This is a genomic window from Aquimarina litoralis (genome assembly GCF_019295435.1).
GTDB lineage: Bacteria > Bacteroidota > Bacteroidia > Flavobacteriales > Flavobacteriaceae > Aquimarina > Aquimarina litoralis_A.
Map to the genome: position 1 here is coordinate 16291 of NZ_WEKL01000048.1, position 18464 is coordinate 34754.

Genomic DNA, 18464 nt, shown 5'->3' on the forward strand with positions numbered 1-18464 from the left:
TTAGTGTGGGGCCTTATTGGGATATCTGTCTAAATATAGTGGTTTTTTTATAAATGAATAAAGTAGTTGGTTTTCAGCGCCCTATTATCCACCAATACTAATCATACTTCGGTTTTTAGTATGTAATTCGGGGTTTTTTAATTTCTCTGAGGTATCCATACCGCCTCTAGCAGCAAATTTATGTAGTAATGCTTCTTGAATGATTGAAGATATTGATTTATTGGCTCTAAACGGTTCCAATATTGAAAATTCGTTTCCGGAGAATAGACAATTTTTTAATTTGCCATCTGCTGTTAGACGTATACGATTGCAGCTATCACAAAAAGGATTGGTTACCGAACTTATGATTGAAAAACTACCTTTATAACCTTCAATTTTATAATTTTTAGACGTATCGTTTGGGAGGTCTGTTAACCTTTTTAATTGTAAAGGAAAGTTGTAATGAACTTTATCTAGAATTTCTTGTAGAGACACTAATTTATCCATATTCCACTGATTACCATCGAATGGCATAAATTCAATGAATCGAACAATGATATCTTGATCTTTGGTAAGGTTAATAAAATCTATGATCTCATCTTCGTTGAAATTTTTAATCAGAACAATATTTAACTTGACTTTAAATCCTTCTTTATGAAATTTTTGTATGGTATTCCATACTTTTTCAAATTCATTTCTTCTGGTTATTTTCTCGAATTTGTGTTTTTGTAAAGAATCTATACTTATAGTTATGCTATTGATTTTATTCTCTTTTAATAATGGTATATGTCGATCGGCTAATATACCGTTCGTAGTAATTCCTATTTCAACAGGTAAACTAGCAAGTTGTTCCAGTATCAAAGGAAAATCCTTTCTAACCATAGGTTCTCCACCAGTTAGCCTTATTTTTGTAACACCAAATCGTACAAATTCTGTAGCAATTTTATAAATTTCCTCTGCAGTCATTAAGTGTTTTTTGGCTGTAAGCGGAATTCCATCAGCAGGCATGCAATAGGTACATCTAAGATTACATTTCTCTGTTAAAGAGATTCTAAGATAGGTGTGTTTACGGCCAAAGTTATCTGTTAATATGTCTTTACTATCGATATTCAAATCCTTTCAATTAGTTTTCATTGTGTTTAGCTCCCTTGAGAATTCTAAAGGTGTGTAATACTGCGGGAAATATTGCTTCCATAGATTCTTTCGCTCCATTCGTAGAACCTGGAAGTGCTAGTACTATTGATTCTCCTATTACGCCAGCAACACTTCTGGATAACATAGCGTATGGCATACGATCTTGTCCATAACTTCTAATGCTTTCTTCAATACCGGGAATTCTTCTTTCGATCAAAGGCGTAATTGCTTCTGGTGTAATATCTCTAGGAGACAGTCCAGTACCGCCAGTTAGAATAATAAGATCATGACCTTCTTCGTATAATTGTTTAACCTGCTTTTGGATCTCATCTTTCTCATCTGGAATGATGGTGTAAACATTTACAGTAACACCGCATTCTCGTAGTTTTTTTGTAATTTCTTTACCTGCTGTATCTTCTTTATGACCTGCAGATATTGAATCCGAACATACTACCACTCCAGCGATATAAGGTTCACCATTATCTTTAAAACTTGATTTCCCACCTCGTTTATTCAGAAGTTTTATTTCTTTTATTTCAACATTTTTGTCTACAGGTTTTAGCATGTCATACATGGTAAGAGCAACGACCGATGCGCCATGCATAGCTTCAACTTCAACTCCAGTTTTATAAATAGTTTTAACGGTCATTTCAATCACAATCTCAAGATCGTTAATTCTATAATCAACTTTTGTATATTCTATAGGTAAAGGATGACAATCCGGAATGATGTCACTTGTTTTTTTGACCGCAAACAAGCCAGCAGTTTTAGCCATTTCAAAAACATCTCCTTTAGGAATTTGTTTGGATACAACAGCTTCTATGGTATGAATAGTACCTACTTTTACAATAGCTTGAGCAGTAGCTATCCGCAATGTGTTATTTTTATGTGTAATATCTACCATTTCTAATTATTAACCTTCCAAGTATGTGTTTCGTCTTCAAAAATCTCTTTGCCAAATATGGGTACTTCTTTTTTTATAGTATCCACTAAATATTCTAGTGCATCAAATGTGACTCTTCTGTGAGCAGCAGAAACCAAAACAAAAAGACATATTTCTCCAACCTCTACTTTTCCAATACTATGATATATATGTAAACTGGTAAGATCAAATTTAGTGAGCGTAGCTTCTTGTATTTCATAAAACTTATCTTCTGCCATTTCTTGATATGCGGAATAGTCGATTGCCTGAACTATCTTTCCTTCAATTTGATCAGCACGTACTTGCCCTAAGAAAAAGTTATGCGCTCCAATAGTAGTTTTGGTCTGATGTTTTTCTATTGAACTTGCAATAAAATTGGAGCTTATTGAACCTTCTACAAAAACAGTTTTTCTTTTTTCCATTTGTATATTTTATTCTCTTTCCTTCAATTCAATTTAAAATTGAACTTTATTAACGAATAGCAATTCAATTCTTAAAATTTGTTGAGTCAATCTATTATTAACCACCAGCAAAAGGAGGTAGTAATGCTATTTCAGAATTTGAATTTATAGGTATATTTTGATTTAGAATTTCTTTGTTAACAGCTATATTAAAAGATAAATCATTTAGTTTTTCATATTTACTGATTAGTAAATTAGATAATTGTTCTACAGTACTTCCTGGTTGCAAGGAAATTTCTTCTTCCTTACAATTAACAGCTTCGGCTATCATTCCAAAATATAAAACTTTCAACTTCATTGTATCGCTTCTTTATATTGTTGTTGTGTATTGATATTTCTTATAAACGGTTTTATGTCGTTCTCAACAGGTACATTTTTTACTTTCAAGGAAGCTATCGTTTTGAACAAACTGAGACGCCTTTTTTGGATACTCTCATAAAATGTGTCTATCACTGAGGTATTATACAATGATATTAAAGGGTTTTCTTCGTAACTAATAACATCATAATTCGATTCATATGCCGAAACAAGACGAAATAAAACGGTATCATTAATAAAAGGTATATCACAACTGAGCACAAGATTTTGTGAGGTTTTAGTACTTTTTAAACCTGTGTATATACCGCCAACAGGTCCTAAATTAGGTATGATGTCAGGCATACATGGATAACCAAAAATCTCATATTCCTTATTACTTGTAATGATTATTATTTTTTTGGTAATTGTTTCCAGTGCTTTGATAATATGGGAGATAAAAGGTTTTCCTAAATGAAGTTTTAGTCCTTTATCATACCCCATTCTACTGCTTTTGCCACCAGCTAATACTATTCCTGTTATGTCCAAATCACTCCATAAAATCATTACTGTAATTCCTTTAATTGCTGATCAAGAAAATCCCAACATTTTTTGTTTATATTCTCGAAAGCAGTGATCATTTTTAGCCCGTATTCCGTGATTTCTGTTCCACCACCACCGCTACCACCGGTATTTGTTTTAATAATAGGAGCGGAAGCATTTTTATTAATTGAATCGACTAAATTCCAGGCTTTTTTGTACGACATACCTAATGACTTTGCAGCCTTAGAAAGAGAGCCTTCGGAAATTATGGCTTTTAGAATTTTGATTCTTCCTTCACCAAGAAAAACACCTTCTTTTCCTTCAATCCAGATTCTACTTTTAATATGGTACATAAACATCGTTGTTTCCTGCAAGATATAACGAAAAAGATAAAGTCTTTTAACTTTCAGAAATTTTTATGATTTCTTCAAAATAAGCTAAATTTCAAAGTTTAAATCTAAATATTAAGAATATTCACTACAGAAAATTGATAATATTATCTTGGTAAAATAAAGGTTTCTACTAAATCACCTTTAGGAATTTTATTGATGTTTTCGGGAATATATACTAGCGCATTAGCGATAGCATACGTATATAACATAGAAGAACTTTGTCCTTCCAAAATTTCAACAGATTGATCAGCGATTTTAGCTTTTAAAAATTGGGCACGGTCTCCTTTTTTTACAAAATCAGCAGTTAACGCTTTAGAAGTTCTTTCTAAACCGCTAGTATTAATCCCTCTCATTTTTTCAATGATTGGAAGTACATAGATATAAAAACAGGTTAGAGAGGAGGCAGGGTTTCCCGGTAAACCGAAAACATGAGTAGTATCATTACTACCAAAAAATAAAGGTTTTCCTGGTTTTTGCTTAACCTTGTAAAATAATTCTTTTATTTCTAAATCAGTTAAAGCCTTTTTCACAAAGTCATAATCTCCAACTGATATACCACCGCTTATTAGAACTAGTTCATGATTATTAATTGCTTCCTCAATAGTTTTTTTTGTTTGTTCATATTCGTCATGAACCACATATGTTTGGATTTTTTTGATATGAAGTTGTCGAAGTGCGGCTTCTAACTGTATAGAGTTACTTTCATAAATTTGCCCTTCTTTGAGTTCTGTTCCTGGAGGAATTAATTCATCACCAGTAGTAATAATAGCAACAGTAGGTGAAGAATAGGCGTTGATTTCGGTAACTCCTAATCCTGCTAGAAATCCAATTCCAGCTGGAGTTAGTTTGGTTCCTTTGGTTAAGGCTACTGCTCCCTTCTGTATCTGTTCTCCCGCAGACCTTATGTTTTGATTAATAAGGATTTCTCCATCTACAGTAATACGATCTTCTGATCTCTGTACTTTTTCCTGAATAACAATGGATTTTGCACTCTCAGGAACTCTAGCACCTGTGAATATTCGAACGCCTTGACCTGGTAATAATGTATAATCCTTTGGGCTACCTGCTTGTACTTCACCTATTATTTCGTAGGTATTACTATTATTTGGTGATACAGCATAACCATCCATAGCGGATTGTCTAAAAGGAGGCATGTGAATTGGAGAATGAATATCTTCGCTAAGTACTAAACCATTAGCATCTTTTAATGCAATTGTAGTGGCTTTTGGAGTATAAGATATATTAGAAATTATAGATAATGCCTCGGATACAGAAATCATTTTATAAATATTTTCTCGCAAAAATATTGCTTTGTAATCAAGAAACMTAAACTTGAGAATTTGTAGCATAAAAAAACACGGCCATTACGGCCGTGCTATCATAAAACCTTACTTTTTTATGATTGATTTAACCTTTAAAAACAATTTTTCTTAATTTATATCCTTCTACTTTTATGAAATACGTTTTAGGATCTCTGTAGTTGTGGATATATTCATCAATTTTACCATTGTCTAATAGTCTTCCTGTTAGTGTATAAAGACTATATGTAAGACCTAGGGGCACGTCTTTAATATCTTTGAATGTTTCTAATCCTGTACTTTGTTGGCATGTAGAATCTGCCAAGAAGCGATCAATAAATGTTACTCTTCCTTTTTTCTCACCTTCTAAAGTTACGGTTGCTGTTTCATCAACATCTAAAATTCCATTTCCAGAAATATTTCCTAATATGATTAAACAGGCGTTCCTTATCTTAATACGAGCTCCATTTTCTATATGTAAGCTCTCTGTTATAAATATCACACCTTCTTCAGCATTTTCATCTAAACCGTTGATAACGGTATTTTCTGTTACTGACATTAATTTATATGAAATGTCAATTTTTACATTTGCAAATGCCACACTTGCAAAAAGTAGGGTTACTAGGGGTAGTAGTTTTTTCATAAGGTTCAGTTTTTTGGGTTAAACTGCAATTAAAAAAGTAAGAATTAACTTACTTAAAAGAGTGTTTTTACGTTCAAATACTCTTATTTAACGACAAGATACAAATTTTTACGTTAAAACCGTAGGTAATTATATTTAAATATTAATTGAATTGTAATTGATCTAAGAAAAAACCTTCTCAAGCCTTTAAACACTGGTGTTTAGACAAATGTTAAAATTTATGCTTTTATTAACATGTTGACAGTGAGTTTATTGCTGTGCTTCTAGTTTGGAAAGAAAATACTTACAATGTTTAATTTTAATTGCCAATTTACCAAAGACTAATGATTTTAAGAATTTTAAGTTCTAAATTTGGGTAAGATGAAGAACCAACTTTTATTATGTTTCCAAGGTTTTAGTATTTGGTTTAAAACCCTACTTAAAGAATTAGCAAATAATATCATAAGTGTTATTTTTATTGCTTTTGTATATTTTGCTTTATGGCATTTTCCTCAAACTATTGATTTGCTTTTAATTCTAAATCAAACTGATGCTTTCTTTTTAGAAGTTCCTTTATATTTTACTTTACTCACAATTGCTGCTTTTCTGATATGGAATATTCCTAAATACTTTTATTTTCATAATTATAAGGATATTACCATTCAAAATCTCATAGGTTTTATTCCTAATCAACATTATCGATTTCAAGATAGGAGTGAAGCTGCTAGTTATTCTTATCGTACTAGAATTCATATGAGAAAAACACTACCAAGAATTTTAGGAATATTAGTACTAGCTATATCTGCATTGAGTATTCTTAATGCCATGGAACTATTTGGTTTAGAAAATACCTATACTACATTTTTGAATCCAACAAATGTACTCCTTTTAGTGCTCTTTCTCTTGTTACTACTATCAGAACCTATAGTATATAATTTGCTAAAAGATTTGTTGAGTCGAAGCAAGAATACGACAATAATTTTTTATGGAGTTTCCATTGGTTTAATGATTTTTATTATATCTATAGGAACGTTGAATACTCAAGCAGAAAGGGATTTAGGGAAATTGTTCTTATCCAATTCTGCTCTGACATTGCTGTTTTTTTCATTATCATTTAATAGTTATAAATTCCTTAAAAGTTTTCCCAAGAGGCTGTTCTATGGAGCTATTTTACTATTTGGATTTTTAATATTGCTGACCTTTTTTGCTTTTAATTTTTATCCAAATTTAGCAACAGGAGTAAATCCATTATCAATTTTGATCTTATCGCTTTTAAGTCTATTTATGATTTGTTTTATTCTTATTTTGTTGGGAAAAAAGATTGGGTTACCTCTTTTATCAATAATTACGGTATTTGGTGTTTTTTCGGCAAGGTTTTTTGCGGATAGTTCGGATCATTATCAACTTGAATTGCAGGATACTTCCATAAATAGAGACTCTCTAGATACATATATCTATGATTGGTTGAAGAGTAGAGAAGATATTATTAAAAATAGCAATGATACTTTTCCTATAATTATGGTCTCCTCTGAAGGCGGAGGATCCAGAGCCGGGTTATGGTCTTTTTTAGTGCATAGTTATTTATATGAAAAGTCAAATGGTGTTTATTTTAATGAGAATTTACTTTCGTTAACAGGTGCTTCAGGAGGAAGTGTAGGTAATTCTATGTTTTTTGCAGAAGCTCAGAATGCAGCCTTATCGAATCGAATAGCAGACTTTAAGACCACATCTGATCTTAAGAATACGTATCCAAAATATAAAGCGAGTATTATTTATCAAGAGAATTATCTATCTATAGCCTTAGTATCGTTATTGGGAAGAGATTTATTTAAGGAAGTTACAAGTTTGTTTAGTTTTAAAAATAGAGGACAATTATTAGAAGAACAATGGAGTAGAGCGTACGATAATTTTTTTTTAGATTCAGAAGGAAAACCTATTCTAAATAAAGAATTTTTATCCTTTTATAGAGATGTCTCTTCCAAAAATAAGAAAAGAGCTACATCACTAACTCCACCATTATTATTTATTAATACGACACACACGCAAACTGGGAATTACAATATAATTAGTCCGGTTACCTATTCGAATTTGCGCCCTTTGGTAGGGATGAATGATTTTATTGATACAATACAGTCTACCTATCCAAAAAAATCTATAAAGCTTTCTACAGCAATGAGAATCAATGCTAGTTTCCCTTTTGTAACTCCTGTAGGTGAAATTAGAAATGGAAATGGTGAGTCCAATCAATATGCCGATTCAGGATATTATGATAATGTTGGTGGTAGAGTATCAAAAGGTGTCGAGGAAGTGTTGAGACAGGTATTGAGGGATTCGTTTCCTACATTATTAGAAAAAGTAAAAATTAAACACCTGATTATTACAAATGGTCAAAAACGTAAAATCAATAAAACCAACACACAGCTAACTGCACCGTTGACTACTTTACAAAATGTACGATATGGGCATACACGAGAGATTATGGAAAGATTAGGAGATGAGTATATTATGGCTTTGGAGAGAACCGAAATCACACCTTCTGTAAAGAATACTGATTCAGTTTCTGTTTTAGAAAGAGATGAAAAGATAAAACCTGTTCTACCTTTAGGAAGGTATTTGTCAAAGATTGCTATTCGATCTATGGAAGCTCGTTTAGATGTTATTGACCATGAATTAGATTTAATTTTGGAATAAATAAGTCACTTGTCATTTTTTTTTGTACATTTGTCATGTAAAAAATGTAGTGTATGAGCGCAGTATCACCTTTAGATTATGATGGTCTTGAAAGTCAGGGATTGTTAAGGTATTTAAACATAGATATACCTTTGCATAATATATATGATTTTATAGAATTATCAAGGAATGGAATCGATAAAAGAGCATTATTACATCTTGCTAAAACAATAGATTTTGATCTTAGTGAATTAGCACATGTGCTACATGTTTCTGAACGAACTATACAACGGTACGAATTAAAAAAGAAACTGAGTACTGAGGCAAGTGCAAAAGCGTTGCAATTGGCAAAACTTTATGCAAGAGGAGAGAATATCTTTGGTGATTTAGAACGTTTTAAGAAGTGGATGGAACTTCCAAATGTTGCTTTAGCTACTAAAAAACCAAAGGAACTACTTGATACAACATTTGGATTTCAGTTATTAAACGAAGAATTGATTCGTATAGAGCATGGAATTTTTGCATAATGTTAGTATATAGAATAGCGAAACAAAAATACATACGAGACCTTACTGGTATAGGAGCGAAGACGGTAGGAGGTAGATGGAATCCAAAAGGAGTGGCTGTTTTGTACACAAGTACAAACTCAGCTCTTTCTGTTTTAGAAGTTTTAGCTCACCTTCCAGCTGCATATTTTCCAGATAATATGGCTTTAGCCACCATCGAGTTACCTGATGATTTAGTTTCTACTATTGATATTAAGGAATTACCCAAAGATTGGAATAAAATACCACCCTCAACAGGTATCCAACATTTTGCAATGAATTGGATATCAGAAAATAAATCTCTTGGGTTAAAAGTACCTAGCATTATTGTACCAAGAGAACAAAATCTATTGATAAATCCATTGCACCCAGATTTTAATTTGGTAAAATTAGTTGAAATAGAACCATTTGACTTTGATTCTAGATTATTAAAATCAGGTTTTTAGAAAACTCGAGATTTATAAAGTGTTAAAGAGGTGTTAATTTTGAAACAACAAACACTTCTTAATGCTTGTTTTACAAGGGTTTATGTTTTTTTTATTCTTCAATAGTTCGTTAAACCTTGTAAAGAATTTCCTTCATTTTTTCATTTTCTCTAAATTGGCGGGTTTAATATGAGTAACGAATCCTCAATTTTTACGTCATATTTTKAAGAACTAAACTTAATTCGCTAACAAAATGAATACAAAAATGAGAAAAGTGTATTTTTTAGTTGCATTTGCGATTGCTTTCGTCAGTTGTAAGAATGAAACTAAAAAAGAAGGAGAAAGTCAAGAAGAGCCTATCGCGGTTGTAGAAAAAATTCCAGGAATTGTTTTGGATAATATGGATACATCTATAAGTCCAAAGGAAGATTTCTACAATTACGTTAATGGTAATTGGATGAAGAATACCGAAATCCCTGAGGATAGAACTCGTTGGGGAGGTTTTGGAGTGTTAAGAAAGAAAACTGATTATGATGTGTTGGATATTCTAGCAAAAGCAAAAGCTAGTGGAAAATACGCAGCAGGAACTGATCAATATAAGGCTATATTAATTTATGAGTCTATAATGGATACGATAGCAAGAGATAAAGCTGGGATAACCCCAATCAAGCCAACTTTAGATAAAATTGCTGGAATCAAAAATTTAAAAGATTTACAAACTGTATTAGCTACTGAACCTGCAGCTTCCGCACCATTTGCAGGTTTAGTATCATTTCCTAATTTAAGTAATAGTGAGATTAACGCTCCATATATTTCTCCTGGTGGATTAGGTTTGCCAGATAGAGATTATTATTTAGATCAAGATGAAAAATCTAAAGAAGTTAGAGCTCAGTATGTGGATCATATTACTCGAATGTTGCAATATATTGGAGAAACAGAGAAACAAGCACGACAAAATGCCACCACAATTTTAGCAATTGAAACAAAACTTGCAGAACCACGTCTGGATAAAGTAGAGAGTAGAGATACTAGAAACTTTAACAATCCTAGATCAATAACTCAACTTACAGAAATGACTCCTTCTATTGATTGGAATAAGTTGATGAAAGATTTAGAAGTAAAAAAACAATTGGATTCTGTTATTGTTATGCAACCTAAGTATATGAAGGAACTGCAAAACGTTCTTGCTAATACTGGAATTGAAGATCTTAAAACGGTAATGCGTTGGGCAACATTAAATGATTCAGCGGGTACACTTTCTATGGAATTAGAAAAAGCAAATTGGGATTTCTACAGCAAAACTTTAAATGGAGCTATTAAGCAAAGACCTCTTAAAGAAAGAGCTTTAGCACGAGTTAATGGTTCTGTAGGTGAAGCTATTGGTCAACTATATGTGGATGAGAAATTTCCTCCTGAAGCAAAAGCGAAGGCAGAGAAAATGATCGCCAATGTAATTAAAGCATATCAAAAAAGAATTGAAGTTTTGGATTGGATGAGTGATAGCACCAAAACAAAAGCTATTCAGAAATTAGATAAGTTTACTGTAAAAATAGGATACCCAGATGAATGGGAAGATTATTCTACTTTAGATGTAAAGGATGGGAATTCTTATTTTGATAATATGATAGCTGTTTCAGAATGGGGATTTAAAAAGAATATTAATGAAATTGGTGAACCTGTAGATAAAACAGAATGGGGAATGTCTCCACAGACCGTTAATGCATATTTTAACCCATTATTTAATGAAATTGTTTTTCCTGCAGCTATATTACAACCACCATTTTATAATTATACGGCAGATGAAGCTGTAAATTATGGTGGAATTGGAGCGGTAATTGGTCATGAAATATCTCATGCTTTTGATGATTCAGGAGCTCGTTTTGATGCGGATGGAAATCTTTCTAATTGGTGGACTGATGTTGATTTAGAAAAATTTACTGAACGTGGGACTGCACTAGCAGACCAGTATAGTAAAATTCAAGTATTAGACAGTGTATTCATAAACGGAAAGTTTACACTTGGAGAAAATATAGGTGATTTAGGTGGAGTTTTGGGTGCTTATGATGGTTTACAAATGCATTTAGCCGAAAACGGAAGACCTGAAGATATTGATGGGTTTACTCCAGAACAACGATTTTTCATGTCTTGGGCAACGGTTTGGAGAACAAAAATCCGAGAAGATGCTTTGAGAACTCAAATTAAAACTGATCCTCACTCTCCAGGAACTACAAGAGCAATACAGCCATTGCTAAATGTACAGGCATTTTACGACGCCTTCGATATAAAAGAAGGAGATAGCATGTATTTAGCACCGGAAAAAAGAGTAAGTATTTGGTAAAGCTTATAGAACAAGTAGTGAAAGCCCTGGTCATCCAGGGCTTTTTTTATTATATGAAGACTTACTTTTTATTGTTCTTCAAACCAACCAGCATACCCATTATAAGATGAAGTTGCGATAGCAAATGAATTATTAATTCCTCCTGTCACTGCAAATCGACTAAGACTTATACTACCACCTGAAAATGTGCTATTTGGATTTGATGGCGGAGTGAAACGATATAATGCACTGTGTTTTTCGACATTATTTTGTTTTACTCGAATCCACATCCACCCAAATTCATTAGCATGAACCGTTAACTGCATTGGTCCATCTTCTGCATATATATTTTGACTAGGTACTATATTAGAATGAAATCTTGCTGAAGTGAAAGGAGTAACTTTTGTTCTACCAAAAACCCCTTCTTTACGATATAAAAGACTCAAACCTTGTCCAATACCATCTAATCTAATATCTGATCTTCCAGATGCAGTTACGTTAGAATTACGTTCAGATCTGTCTAAACTTTCAATATTTACAGTTGTAGAAATAGTTAAATCTACCCACTGCGTTGTATGAGCAACAGTTCTATTTGCAAAGTCTAGCGTCTTTCTTTGACCATTACCGAATAACGTTCCAGAGTTAAATTCAAATCCGCGAAAGTTTTTGGATTGACTATTCTCTGAATCCATAATACCTTTTGTGGTAATCATAATGTCTTCAGAAATTTGATCTAACAAATTAATTTCAGCATCCGGTTCTAACAACTGTAGATCTTCAGTAGTTTCGTTTTGATCACAAGAAATAAAAACACTTGTGCATAGAATAGCTAAAATTTTGATTCTTAATTTTTTCATATTGTAAAATGATTTTGAGATGAATTAAAAAATGAATCGACGTCGTTTCGACTGCTAAACTATGGGAGTACCTGTAAATATTAAAGTATAGTATACGCAGATTTATAAATTTACATTTCTAATAAAAAGATGATTCTCTATACAAAGCGAAACAAAGCCTAAAAAGACTTTATATATTTATTTAATTTAAGTGTTTAACAGATTTGTATATAATGGCTCCTGATGAGCTTAACTTTTTAAACTGTAAGACCTTCTTTTATATAGTACAATATTAGATTGATTAATCTTTGACCATTATTTTATTTATCATTTGGGAATCTATCTGAAAGTGATAATAATATAGACCAGCTTCTAAATTTGGATTTTTTATTCTATAGATGTTTTGCTGTTCTTCCTTTCTATATGGTAAAGCAGATATGATATGAATTAATATTCCTTTTGTATTGTATATGTTTAATATAACAGATTCGTTAGTATTTGTACCACTATATTGTACATATAAGAATTGTTTTATGGTATTGGGATATGCAACTAATTGATTTTTGTTTTGGTCAAATTCTGCTATTGTTTGACATAAATTGAATGCGTTAATGTTATTGGTTTCATTTTTTTCAAGTATTCGATTTTCTGGATCTACATAAGCAATTAAATAACAAAACTCATCATAATTAATATTATTTAATGGTGGGTAGATTGTCTGTTGACCGATGGTTAAATTAAATTCATCATTTCCTTTAATTGATGGAATTTGTCTTTTAGTAACGAGTAAGTCGGATGCATCTAGCATTTCATCATAAGAAAGATAATAGTGAACAAAACTTTCCTCATTAGTGCTAGAATTACTAATGTTTTGGATAAGAGTTTGAGCGCTTAATTTGATATTATTAACATAACCTCCTTGTGTAATAGAAGCTACCTTTTGTATCGTTTTTAGATCTGGTGCTATCGGAAGTACATCAAATTCATGTATAGTTTCTTTAACTGTAACAAAATTCGATTCTCTTTTATCATAGTAAGAAAGATTTACTAATAAATTATTGAAACCTAATTGTTCAAGATTTAAAAGCTCTTCTATGAATACGTGAGTAAAAAGCTTATCGCATTTATCATCTCTGTTAAAAAAGATAACTTCGTCACAAGGTTCTATAATAATTGGCCTTAATGAACCACCTCTGTTGTATCCGCATCGATGACAAGGTGCATACTCTAATTTTAGACGCGGTCTAGGAAGCGAGGATTGATTGGAGACATTTAAGTCAAATACAACAACATCGTCTGTAAAGAAGGTTTTAGGGACTTCTTGTTTAAAAGATAGTTCGAAAACTTGTTTTCGATTATCAGTTGGATCAGGGTTATCCTGAATCGTAATTAATACTTGAATGTAATGATCAGCTTCTTGTGAAATAAGGGTTTTCGAACTAAAAAGAAAAAGTATGAGGTAAACAATTTTTTGCATGAGATAGTTTTAATGCTAAAATAGTTTATCAAAGTTTCGAATATAGTAGTTAATACCTCAAATTTATGAATTTGAGGTATTCTTATTTTCTTCCTTAATAAATTGTTTTATATAATATGATGGTGTGAGGTTGGTCTTTTTTCTAAATGCTTTCGTAAAAGTGTTTGTGCTTTTATATCCGATTTCTTCTGATATTGCTGTTATAGTATACGCCCTAAACTTAGAATCATTCTTCAATCTGTTTAGAACATAGTTGATTCTTAAATTATTCAAGTATTCAACAAAAGATTGTTTTTTATATTCATTTAATGTTTTAGACAAATAAGAAGTATTGGTTCCAATTTTTTTTGCAGTACTATATAAATTACAATCTTGCTGAATGAAAAAATCCGAATCTTCAAGTTTTTCTAATTTCTGTAATATTTTAATTGCTTGATCATCTTTTATGGAGACTTCTGATTCTGATATTGCAGCTTCAGTTTTTTTCTTTTGTTGTGAATGATCAGATTGAAGATTTAAAATTATTTGTTCAAACCTTCTTTTGTTTGCAATAGTGTTTCTTCGATGAAGAATAAAGGAAATTACCAAGATTGCAATCAAAACTATACTGATAGATATAAAAATATTTTTTATGGTAATACTTTTCTTGTTTTGATCTTTGATCGTTTTTATTTGATTTTTATGTGTCTGAAAATCGTTTTTATGGATGATATCTCTAGCTTTTAATTGATCATCTGTTTTTATTTTTTGAATTTTATTTAATTTTTTTCTCAGCAATAATTGTTTTGTAGTGTCCTTAGTTTTTTCAGCTATTGTGATGGCCAATTCATACATTTTATCAATATTATGTACATTTGAGATGTCATTCATTTGTCTAAAATTACTTTCCAATAATTGTAAAGCTTCTTTATCTTTTCTTAAATGAAATAAACACTTTGCCAAATTATAATTTGCCATAAGGTAGTTAGAGAATTTTTTACTTTCATGAATTTCAAAAATGGATAGTCCCTTTTCAAAATACTCCTTTGCTTTTTGTAGCTCCTTTTTTTTGTAATGAATTAATCCTTTGTTGACATAGAAATCTCCAATAAAACTTTCAAAATGATATTGTTTTGCTAGCTCAATACCCTCTGCAATGGTTTTTTCAGAGCTGTCATACTCTTTTAATTCCAGCTCACAAACGCTTTTATTTAGAAGCATAGTTAGTTGAGCGTTTGTATATTTTTCTTTTTTTTCAGGATTTAATTTTAATAACAAAAGCCTGGCATTTTCAATTTCAAATAAAGCCTCTTCAAAACGTTTTAGACGGGTTTTTACATTGGCTATATTTAGTACAATAGTCAATTGCTTTTCTATCTTTTTTGTTGGAGTATATAATGTATCTGATTTTTTAATTAGATCTTTCGCGTTGGTGTAAAAAATTGAAGCATTATCTAGGTCACCTAAATCAAAAAAGATACTTCCTAATTGTGAATTATTATTGATCACATTTTTTTTGTTCTCTTGAATTTCAGCTGTTTTAAGTGCTTGATAATAATACTCAATAGATCGTTGATATTCTGATAAATTATAATAAATGAATCCGAGCCTTGTAAGACAAGAATGTTGAATTTTTAAGTTACTCTCACTAATTCCACGTTGTAAAAAAAGTTGATACCCTTTTATAGCGCAAAGTGTATCTCGATTTTTTTTGTAAGTGTTTCGGATAAATTTTGAAATGAGACGTAAAGAATCTTCCTCTAAAATAAATTGTTGAATTTCTAAAGGTAATACAATCTCTTTTTCTTGAGTAAAGATTGATTTTTGATTAGTAGAATTTATGCTTTGTGCTATACCTGTAAAACAGAATACCAATCCCAAAAAAACACAGTTTTTTTTAATTCTTCTAAACATCTATGCCCCAAATTAAATATTATGCAAAAATCGGAGTAAATATATTCAATTAACTATAGTTAGAATATGATTTCATCTAATATTAAAGAAGAATGGTAATACATATAAGTAGCTATGCCAAATAAAATTTTTTATATAATTTGAACTGGACTGATAAATGATAATTAAAAAAGTAAATGTGTACTGATAAAAGTTACTGAAATTAACGCTCTTTAATTTCATTCATTAATAAAAAAGCATCATTTACAAATTCTTTTTCAAGAAATAAGGTAAAGTAATTTGAGGTGATCCTCTACAATTTCTTTTAAAGAAGAGGAAACAAGAATGTTACTTTCCTGAAAATTGCTAGAATAGGTAAAATAAGTCTTTGTCTTATCTTTTACTGTATTTAGAAGGTTGGATTGACTTGTAAGAATGGTATTAGAATTCAAAAAAGCGTATTCTGTAATTCCTGATCGAACTACAATATCTCCTAAACTACCAAGATTTTCAGAGCTTTTTATCCTTTTAGGATGATACCTTCTTAAAGCCATTACAATGGATCCCGGTTTTACAGGCTTTCGCATTTCTTTCTCTACTTGCGGTAACAAATCAGTGGCTAGAGAACTAAAATTGATGATGTCTCTGGATAATGCATCTTCTAAAAAAGGTTGATGTCTAAGAATATTATGTACGCAATCAGTTATTGTTTTCATTTTGTTAGATATTTAACACAATGTGTAAATATAGACTTTTTTTGTCAAAATATTTATTTTTTATCTGCTATTGTTTAATTATGCGGTGTAAAATAAAAATGTGATGAAGATTTTAAAGTTTGGAGGAACATCTGTTGGATCTGTAGAAAACTTATATAGAGTAAAGGAAATCCTTACAAGAGATAATGATCAGAAGATTGTGGTTTGTTCTGCAATGTCTGGTGTAACCGATCAATTGGTAAACTTGGTATCGTATATAAAATTAAAAGATGCGGAAGCCATTACAAGAAATCTCCATAGATTAGAAGATAAACATATAGATGTTATCGATACATTGATTGAAGATGATAATCTACGAAATGAACTAAAGGATGGTGTTTCTTTGATGATTACTGAAATGCTAGAGCTTTCTAATCAAGAGTATACTGAAGTGTTAAATTCAAAATTTTTAACTTTTGGAGAGACATTATTGACCTATATCTTTTCTAATTTTCTTGCGACTAAGGGTATTTCAAATAGACTTTTATCAGCCAAAGAATTTATGTACGTTGATAATGTAGATAATCCCAATATTTCAAAGGTTTCACAAAAATTAGAAACTGTTTTGAAGGAAGAATCTTCTGAAGAAATTTATATTACACAAGGTTTTGTTTGTAGAGATCATTTAGGACAAATCAGTACTTTAAAGAGAGGAGGAAGTGATTACACGGCAACTATTATCGGAGCAGCATTAAATGCAAAAGAAGTTCAGATATGGACAGATATAGATGGGTTGCATAATAATGATCCTAGATTCGTTGAAGGAACAAATCCAATTTCGCATCTTACATATAATGAAGCGGCTGAGCTAGCATATTTCGGAGCTAAAATTTTACATCCGCAAACGGTCTCTCCAGTGGTAGACAAAGATATTCCAGTATTGCTAAAAAACACCTTTGATCCAGAAGCGTCGGGTACGGTTATTTCTAATAAAACATATAGAAAAGGCTTAAAGGCTATTTCTGCTAAAGATGGTATTACTGCTATAAAAATTAAATCCAACAGGATGTTAATGGCCCATGGATATTTAAGAAGAATTTTCGAAGTATTTGATAATTATCATACTTCTATCGACATGATTACTACTTCTGAGATCGCTATTTCATTAACTATTGATGATACGACTTATATCGATGAGATTGTAAAAGAAATAGAAGAATATGCAGAAGTAACAGTCGAGCAAAATCATAGTATTATCTGTGTAGTAGGAGAATCCGTGATTAATGACAAAAACTCTCACAAACTTTTTGAAATATTGAACTATATACCTGTAAGAATGATTTCCTACGGAGGTAGTAATAACAATATTTCAATTCTTGTGGAGACTAAAGATAAAATACCAACCCTTAGATTTTTAAATGAAAAATTGTTTCTTTCTCATCAGGAAGCAATGATCTAAAATTGTTTGTTATGTATATGATGAGGTATTTGTGAAATGATAATAGAAATTGCATAAAGTAATGACTGTTAAAACTTCGCGTTAAGCAAAATTATTGTTTTTGTTAAATCCCAATAATTAACCAAATTGGGATTTTTTTTGTAACTAATTTTAGGGTAGTTGGTGAATTAACTGTTTTATAGATATAAACTTAACCAAGAATGTAAACCAAACCCAATGTTAAAGAGAATAATAGAAAAATATCGTCTAGAGATTGTCTTATTCGTTTTTTACTCGATAATTGCTTTTGCTTTTGTAAAAGTATTTTTGATCCCTTAAACTCCTTTTAATTACTACAATCATTTTATATCTCCAGTTATATATTTACTGGATAATTATTGTCAAAATTTATTATTTTTTCATTTTCATTAAAACTCTTAGGCTAAATTCTCAAAGATTGATTTTCTAGTAATCAAACTCCACATTCATTATGTCTAATACAACTATCTAAAGTTGATAACTGATGGATATAAATATAAAAGCA

At 31.0% G+C, this 18464-nt stretch carries 17 protein-coding genes; 5 read left to right on the forward strand and 12 right to left on the reverse strand.

The window, feature by feature from the left end; all coding sequences use genetic code 11:
• Nucleotides 1–84: 84 nt before the first annotated feature.
• The 8 genes from moaA to GBO31_RS19465 form a co-directional block, all read right to left on the reverse strand.
• The gene (gene moaA, locus GBO31_RS19430) at nucleotides 85–1092 is read right to left on the reverse strand and encodes a GTP 3',8-cyclase MoaA (RefSeq protein ID WP_246615921.1); all 1008 of its coding nucleotides are present in this window, start codon (nucleotides 1090–1092) and stop codon (nucleotides 85–87) included.
• A gap of 10 nt (nucleotides 1093–1102) precedes the next feature.
• Nucleotides 1103–2017 (reverse strand): bifunctional molybdenum cofactor biosynthesis protein MoaC/MoaB, encoded by a 915-nt coding sequence (moaCB, locus tag GBO31_RS19435; protein WP_219010135.1) that lies wholly within the window; start codon nucleotides 2015–2017, stop codon nucleotides 1103–1105.
• A 2-nt stretch (nucleotides 2018–2019) separates the two neighbouring features.
• Complete coding sequence (locus tag GBO31_RS19440) at nucleotides 2020–2457, reverse strand: molybdenum cofactor biosynthesis protein MoaE (protein ID WP_219010136.1); 438 nt, start codon at nucleotides 2455–2457, stop codon at nucleotides 2020–2022.
• Nucleotides 2458–2554: 97 nt separating this feature from the next.
• Nucleotides 2555–2794 (reverse strand): MoaD/ThiS family protein, encoded by a 240-nt coding sequence (locus GBO31_RS19445; protein WP_219010137.1) that lies wholly within the window; start codon nucleotides 2792–2794, stop codon nucleotides 2555–2557.
• On the reverse strand, nucleotides 2791–3357 hold the full coding sequence (mobA, locus tag GBO31_RS19450; protein ID WP_219010138.1) for a molybdenum cofactor guanylyltransferase: 567 nt from the start codon (nucleotides 3355–3357) through the stop codon (nucleotides 2791–2793). Before mobA ends, GBO31_RS19445 begins: the two co-directional genes overlap by 4 nt.
• Nucleotides 3357–3686: a winged helix-turn-helix domain-containing protein gene (locus GBO31_RS19455; RefSeq protein ID WP_219010139.1), complete on the reverse strand. Its 330-nt coding sequence runs from the start codon at nucleotides 3684–3686 to the stop codon at nucleotides 3357–3359. The genes mobA and GBO31_RS19455 overlap by 1 nt, the downstream gene beginning before the upstream one ends.
• A 143-nt stretch (nucleotides 3687–3829) precedes the next feature.
• Nucleotides 3830–5005 carry a molybdopterin molybdotransferase MoeA gene (locus tag GBO31_RS19460; RefSeq protein ID WP_219010140.1) on the reverse strand — a complete coding sequence of 392 codons (1176 nt, stop codon included), beginning with the start codon at nucleotides 5003–5005 and terminating at the stop codon, nucleotides 3830–3832.
• 127 nt (nucleotides 5006–5132) lie between these two features.
• Nucleotides 5133–5666: a hypothetical protein gene (locus GBO31_RS19465; protein ID WP_219010141.1), complete on the reverse strand. Its 534-nt coding sequence runs from the start codon at nucleotides 5664–5666 to the stop codon at nucleotides 5133–5135.
• Nucleotides 5667–6026: 360 nt separating this feature from the next.
• Between GBO31_RS19465 and GBO31_RS19470 the strand changes: the two genes are divergently transcribed.
• From GBO31_RS19470 to GBO31_RS19485, 4 genes are all read left to right on the forward strand, one after another.
• A complete protein-coding gene (locus tag GBO31_RS19470; protein WP_219010142.1) occupies nucleotides 6027–8336 on the forward strand; it encodes a patatin-like phospholipase family protein in 2310 nt (769 codons plus the stop codon).
• 53 nt (nucleotides 8337–8389) lie between these two features.
• Nucleotides 8390–8842: a type II RES/Xre toxin-antitoxin system antitoxin gene (parS, locus tag GBO31_RS19475; RefSeq protein ID WP_219010143.1), complete on the forward strand. Its 453-nt coding sequence runs from the start codon at nucleotides 8390–8392 to the stop codon at nucleotides 8840–8842.
• Complete coding sequence (locus GBO31_RS19480; RefSeq protein WP_219010144.1) at nucleotides 8842–9306, forward strand: RES family NAD+ phosphorylase; 465 nt, start codon at nucleotides 8842–8844, stop codon at nucleotides 9304–9306. Before parS ends, GBO31_RS19480 begins: the two co-directional genes overlap by 1 nt.
• 244 nt (nucleotides 9307–9550) lie before the next feature.
• Nucleotides 9551–11623, forward strand: coding sequence for a M13 family metallopeptidase (locus tag GBO31_RS19485; protein WP_219010145.1), 2073 nt, complete (start codon nucleotides 9551–9553; stop codon nucleotides 11621–11623).
• A gap of 68 nt (nucleotides 11624–11691) precedes the next feature.
• Here GBO31_RS19485 and GBO31_RS19490 read toward each other — a convergent pair whose 3' ends face one another.
• From GBO31_RS19490 to GBO31_RS19505, 4 genes are all read right to left on the reverse strand, one after another.
• A complete protein-coding gene (locus tag GBO31_RS19490; protein WP_219010146.1) occupies nucleotides 11692–12459 on the reverse strand; it encodes a hypothetical protein in 768 nt (255 codons plus the stop codon).
• A 280-nt stretch (nucleotides 12460–12739) separates the two neighbouring features.
• Entirely contained in the window at nucleotides 12740–13915 is a 1176-nt protein-coding gene (locus GBO31_RS19495; RefSeq protein WP_219010147.1) for a CARDB domain-containing protein, read from the reverse strand.
• Nucleotides 13916–13978: 63 nt separating this feature from the next.
• Nucleotides 13979–15808 carry a helix-turn-helix domain-containing protein gene (locus GBO31_RS19500; RefSeq protein WP_219010148.1) on the reverse strand — a complete coding sequence of 610 codons (1830 nt, stop codon included), beginning with the start codon at nucleotides 15806–15808 and terminating at the stop codon, nucleotides 13979–13981.
• A gap of 257 nt (nucleotides 15809–16065) precedes the next feature.
• Entirely contained in the window at nucleotides 16066–16503 is a 438-nt protein-coding gene (locus tag GBO31_RS19505; protein WP_246615922.1) for a hypothetical protein, read from the reverse strand.
• A 103-nt stretch (nucleotides 16504–16606) separates the two neighbouring features.
• Between GBO31_RS19505 and GBO31_RS19510 the strand changes: the two genes are divergently transcribed.
• The gene (locus GBO31_RS19510) at nucleotides 16607–17941 is read left to right on the forward strand and encodes an aspartate kinase (protein WP_219010149.1); all 1335 of its coding nucleotides are present in this window, start codon (nucleotides 16607–16609) and stop codon (nucleotides 17939–17941) included.
• Nucleotides 17942–18464 lie beyond the last annotated feature (523 nt).

Excerpts from the sequence above, each read along its gene's own strand:
- GBO31_RS19505 (WP_246615922.1), bottom strand. The coding sequence starts at position 16,503 with ATGAAAACAATAACTGATTGCGTACATAATATTCTTAGACATCAACCT.
- GBO31_RS19500 (WP_219010148.1), bottom strand. The coding sequence starts at position 15,808 with ATGTTTAGAAGAATTAAAAAAAACTGTGTTTTTTTGGGATTGGTATTC.
- GBO31_RS19480 (WP_219010144.1), top strand. The coding sequence starts at position 8,842 with ATGTTAGTATATAGAATAGCGAAACAAAAATACATACGAGACCTTACT.
- GBO31_RS19470 (WP_219010142.1), top strand. The coding sequence starts at position 6,027 with ATGAAGAACCAACTTTTATTATGTTTCCAAGGTTTTAGTATTTGGTTT.
- GBO31_RS19445 (WP_219010137.1), bottom strand. The coding sequence starts at position 2,794 with ATGAAGTTGAAAGTTTTATATTTTGGAATGATAGCCGAAGCTGTTAAT.
- GBO31_RS19490 (WP_219010146.1), bottom strand. The coding sequence starts at position 12,459 with ATGAAAAAATTAAGAATCAAAATTTTAGCTATTCTATGCACAAGTGTT.
- GBO31_RS19465 (WP_219010141.1), bottom strand. The coding sequence starts at position 5,666 with ATGAAAAAACTACTACCCCTAGTAACCCTACTTTTTGCAAGTGTGGCA.
- GBO31_RS19485 (WP_219010145.1), top strand. The coding sequence starts at position 9,551 with ATGAGAAAAGTGTATTTTTTAGTTGCATTTGCGATTGCTTTCGTCAGT.
- GBO31_RS19495 (WP_219010147.1), bottom strand. The coding sequence starts at position 13,915 with ATGCAAAAAATTGTTTACCTCATACTTTTTCTTTTTAGTTCGAAAACC.
- GBO31_RS19510 (WP_219010149.1), top strand. The coding sequence starts at position 16,607 with ATGAAGATTTTAAAGTTTGGAGGAACATCTGTTGGATCTGTAGAAAAC.
- GBO31_RS19440 (WP_219010136.1), bottom strand. The coding sequence starts at position 2,457 with ATGGAAAAAAGAAAAACTGTTTTTGTAGAAGGTTCAATAAGCTCCAAT.
- GBO31_RS19460 (WP_219010140.1), bottom strand. The coding sequence starts at position 5,005 with ATGATTTCTGTATCCGAGGCATTATCTATAATTTCTAATATATCTTAT.
- GBO31_RS19455 (WP_219010139.1), bottom strand. The coding sequence starts at position 3,686 with ATGTACCATATTAAAAGTAGAATCTGGATTGAAGGAAAAGAAGGTGTT.
- parS (WP_219010143.1), top strand. The coding sequence starts at position 8,390 with ATGAGCGCAGTATCACCTTTAGATTATGATGGTCTTGAAAGTCAGGGA.
- moaCB (WP_219010135.1), bottom strand. The coding sequence starts at position 2,017 with ATGGTAGATATTACACATAAAAATAACACATTGCGGATAGCTACTGCT.
- mobA (WP_219010138.1), bottom strand. The coding sequence starts at position 3,357 with ATGATTTTATGGAGTGATTTGGACATAACAGGAATAGTATTAGCTGGT.